Source organism: Leptolyngbya cf. ectocarpi LEGE 11479 (assembly GCF_015207065.1).
In the GTDB taxonomy this organism is placed as follows: Bacteria; Cyanobacteriota; Cyanobacteriia; order Phormidesmidales; family Phormidesmidaceae; genus Leptothoe; species Leptothoe ectocarpi.
Window position 1 is genome coordinate 1 of the sequence record NZ_JADEXP010000459.1, and the last position, 4,213, is coordinate 4,213.

At 49.6% G+C, this 4,213-nt stretch carries 5 protein-coding genes and 1 tRNA gene; 1 reads left to right on the top strand and 5 read right to left on the bottom strand.

Features of this window, described 5'->3' with window-relative positions; all coding sequences use genetic code 11:
• Positions 1-125 precede the first annotated feature (125 nt).
• Positions 126-647: an XdhC family protein gene (locus tag IQ260_RS28260; protein WP_193996406.1), complete on the top strand. Its 522-nt coding sequence runs from the start codon at positions 126-128 to the stop codon at positions 645-647.
• A gap of 129 nt (positions 648-776) precedes the next feature.
• Here IQ260_RS28260 and IQ260_RS28265 read toward each other — a convergent pair whose 3' ends face one another.
• The 5 genes from IQ260_RS28265 to IQ260_RS28285 form a co-directional block, all read right to left on the bottom strand.
• Positions 777-1,619 carry a WecB/TagA/CpsF family glycosyltransferase gene (locus IQ260_RS28265; protein WP_193996409.1) on the bottom strand — a complete coding sequence of 281 codons (843 nt, stop codon included), beginning with the start codon at positions 1,617-1,619 and terminating at the stop codon, positions 777-779.
• A 772-nt stretch (positions 1,620-2,391) separates the two neighbouring features.
• Entirely contained in the window at positions 2,392-2,742 is a 351-nt protein-coding gene (locus tag IQ260_RS28270) for a phenylpyruvate tautomerase MIF-related protein (RefSeq protein ID WP_193996407.1), read from the bottom strand.
• A 76-nt stretch (positions 2,743-2,818) separates the two neighbouring features.
• Positions 2,819-3,301, bottom strand: a complete 483-nt coding sequence (locus tag IQ260_RS28275; protein WP_193996408.1) for a flavin reductase family protein — start codon at positions 3,299-3,301, stop codon at positions 2,819-2,821.
• 86 nt (positions 3,302-3,387) lie between these two features.
• Positions 3,388-3,458 (bottom strand) — tRNA-Gly (locus IQ260_RS28280).
• A gap of 88 nt (positions 3,459-3,546) precedes the next feature.
• Positions 3,547-4,213, bottom strand: a 667-nt coding sequence (locus IQ260_RS28285; RefSeq protein WP_228016505.1) for a hypothetical protein, incomplete at its 5' end; no start/stop codon positions are given.

Below are 4,213 nucleotides of genomic sequence, written 5' to 3' on the forward strand. Positions count from 1 at the left end.
GGATGTCCTTTTTTAGGATGATTGTCATAATATATCTTTACATTTTTTCTGGGGGCAAAGAGCTTCACCCGTTCCAATCGTCCACCTCATTGGAGCACCCTGTTGATTAGGGGTGCTATTTATTTATGATTCAGACGACGATTAGTCCAAAAACGTCTTCCTTAGATCTTTTTTCTTGTCTTTTAGAACAGCTCTCCCAGGGACCAGTTGTCCTGGCCATTGTGACGGCAACCCAGGGGCAAGTGGCCTCCCAAGTGGGCGATAAACTGCTGGTATGGGGCGATGCCCAAAGTGCGGGTAGCCTCACCGAGCATACGGTCAAAGCAACGGTGATCGCCCAGGCATTTGAGGTGCTAAAGACTGGTCTTGCCCAGCGCATGGTGATTGATCCCGGTGATAATATGTTTGCCGTATCGTCAGACCCGGCGGCGAATACCTCCATAAACCAGGTCCATGTGTGGCTGACTCGGTGGCAGGGGGAGGATGCGATCGCAACGGCACAAGCCACCCTATCCGCCCTCAAAACCCCTCAGCCCTGTCGTCTTATGGTCCCCCTAGTAACCGGGCAATTTCCCCATATCATTGACCGCGATTCCCCATCGCTGCGTAACTTGCAAGGCCAAGATGCCTATATAGAAGAGCTGTAGGCTATCGCCCCAAAGCCCGTGCTCCATAGAAAAAAGCCCTTAGGTCTTAAGACCTAAGGGCTTTCGTAATCATGAAAATCATGGGCATAGCCAGTAGTTGCTATGCCATCCCCACCAAGGAACTCCGTCTTATGCCGATCTACGCTTACGCCGGGCAGATAACCACTGCTGGAATACCAAACCAAAGAACGGCATATCCTCAATCAAATAGCGTCGCCACAACCGCTTAGGCTCCGACATTGTGCGGTAGAGCCACTCCAGACCCAACTCAGTAACAAACTCAGGAGAGCGAGGCTTGTTGCCTGCCTCAAAGTCAATCGCTGCACCAACCGCCAAAAATGTCTTGATATTGGGCAACTTCTCCCGATGCTCAACAATCCATTTCTCCTGCTTAGGCGCGCCTACACCTACCACCAGCACGTTGGCAGAAGACTCACGAATGCGTTCCAAAATTGCCTCACACTCCTCAGGATTTTTCTCAAAACCATAGGAAGGAGAAAAGGCATCAACAACAATCTCCCGGCCGATGCGGGCATTGATGCGCTGCTGTGCCAGCTTAGCCACACCGGGGGCTGCCCCCAACATGTAAATTTTGACATCTGGATTATCGCGATGATAGTCACAGAACCAGGGCAACAAATCAGAGCCTGAAATCTTGTCACAAATCGGTGTGCCCAAAAATTGAGCAGCGTACATCAGAATCTTACTGTCACACACGCGAAAGTCTACCGCATCATAGACTTTGCGAAATTCTTCATCCTGCTGTAGCTTCATCAAGTGGTCTACATTGGGAGTCACTACCACTCCACCTTTGTCAGCTAGCTGTGCCAGCAGCTCATTCCGGGAAAGGTTATCAATCTCAACATCCAGAATATTCACCGTGGCATTCTGGTCGGGACTCAAGACAGATGAATTGGCATAGGAGCGCTTGAAATCGTGGTCTGAAGAGATGACCGAGCCTTGGTATTGCATGATTTTCAAAGGGTTACCTTACTACTAATACAAAAACATTCAAAACTGAGGTTGGCAGCCAAGAACTACCATGAGCGTCCTAGTCAAAGGACTTTTATCTGTCAACCTGAGGTCTGTAGGTGAGGAGAGATAACAACCTAAGTAGTTATCTCAATACTGTTATACGCCCGCTTCGATATAGACTCCCTGCCTTGCACCAACTCATCGAATAAACTTAATCAGACAATAAAGAACCGATGAGAATACACACTTATCCCCCTCAAATGGCCCTAATCGCACCTATCCCCAAGCAGTGCTGGCCCTAAAAATGCTAGCTCTGTCCCTTGTACTGCTAGGGTAATCACCAAATCGCTTTTGTATAAAACACCATCTTGATGACTGCCTATCTTCATAGACTGTGGATTATCCTTAATGGTTTCCTAAAAAAAGATAATAAATCTACTGAGCATTGCTGTTGCCAAAATCTTAATTCTATGAGTCCCCCTTATTAGGGAACCCATTAGACCTAATTGAGTGGCATCTAGCCGTAGGCATAGCAAGTTCTAGTCAGAATTATTCCGGTGGCACCTGTAGAAAATACGGATTTTCGTGCGCCTTGCTGCCAATAAATAACCCCGGCACTAATGCCGGGGCTGGTTACACATAAGTTGTTTATATAGAGTGCGTTGCTAGAACAAATCTAACCTAACCAATTCCCAGGAGCAGCACCGTAAAACCACGGTGAAACTTGTTGAAGAGGAGTTGAAGGAGCCGGTAGGTCTGGTTTTTACAGCTAGCCAAAGGTTCTACCATTCCAGCCCCACATGGCGCCTTCGGCGTCGGCAAACTCGATGTAGGTGCGATCGGGAGGTACACCCAAGGCTGCCTGTATTTGGGTGCAGAACTCTTGGCTCATGGTTTTAGTTTTGCTGCCCATGGTGCCAACGCTTTTGATTTCGATGTAGCAGGTGGGCTCGGTACTGCCGCCAAAGGTCATGGGAGTACTCGGCTGAAATGCAGTCATCACATAGGACTCTGGTTTGCCGATGTGTTTTGCCAAACTAGCGGATAGCTGCTTGAGCATGTCTTCAACCGCACCTTTAGATGGGGCGTCAACAGATGTCTGTACTTTGATCAGGGGCATGGGTATGGCAGAGATAAACGACGGGGCTAATGGATTAAAGGTGCGAAATTCTGTATCAGCTTACGGTGTGTACCTGCTAACCGCCGTAGTTCCATCCAGTGGTGGATAGGAGGAGCGCATCGCCTTCACGGTGAATGCCTGCACCGATGACTTCGCCTACAAAGACGGTATGGTCACCCTGCTCAACGGCGCTGATCACATTGCATTCGACGTAGCCAAGGGTGTCTTTAATGATGGGGCAGCCAGTTTCAGGGCCAGGGTAAAACTCGATGTCTTCAAATTTATTGCCGACGCGGCGCAGGGGCTTAAAAAAGTTTTGGGCCAAATCCTTTTGGCCATCTTCCAGAATACTGAGGGCGAAGACACCGCTGGACTTGATCATAGCGTGGGAGGTGGAATCAGCTTTGACACAGTTGACCACCAGCGGCGGCGCAAATGAGGCTTGCATCACCCAGCTAGCAGTAAAGCCATTGACCTCTTCACCGTCCTTGACACCACAGATGTACAGCGCATGGGGAATCTTACGCAGCATCGTCTTTTTGGCTTGTTCGTCGAGCATGGCACCAACCCTGTAGTTGTTTACAACGCTTTAGTGTAGATCAATTAAACGGTCCACAGGTGGGTTACTCAATCTTAAATTCTTAAAGCGGGTGGGGGGAATCGAACCCCCATCATTAGCTTGGAAGGCTAAGGTTTTACCACTAAACTACACCCGCACAGATGAGCTACTGCTCAACTAGCCTTGTTAGGTTAGCATAGTTTACCATCGGTCTACTCGATCAGATATATGGCTATTTTTTGCTCTTAGCGAAACTGCAAACGCAGCTGCACTCGATCCGTTGCCACAGGCTCTTCCTCACCGATATTTGTCAGACGGGTAGCAGGCATAAAACGAACGGCACTAGGCTCGCTCTGTAAGGCAGCGCTTAATAGACAATCAGCTAGTTTGACATCGGAGTTTTGCTCGTAAATATCTGGCAGATAAAAACGCAAAGAAGAGACAAACCCATCGGCATCAACCGCCACACCCAGAGTTAGAGTATCTGTGGGTAAGCTGCCCTGACAGCCGTGACTGCGAGGAATGCTCAACGTCAGCGGCATTTGAAAGGACGGCATGGGATAGGTATCTATCTGGTCACCACCGGACTCCTTTGGGAGGTATTCATCGCCGATGATTCTGACTTCTGTCGGGCCAGTGCCTGGGTCTTGGGAGTTATCCTCTGTTTCGGCTGCAGTCTGAGTCCCCTCGGTCTGACGGTCTTGCGAAGATTCGGATTTAGGTATTGTGGCGTGACGATCTTCGCCAACATTCTCTCTCTCTCTCGGCGGCGGGGCAGATGTATTAGATTGATCAGTCTCTCTCTGCTGGGGGGGCGTAACTGGCGACTGGGTATAGGCGCGTGCTCCAGGATCAACAGCTGGATTTTGGCCGCCGACGGGGGCTGAGTTTGGTGCTGGGGCCTCTGTCGGT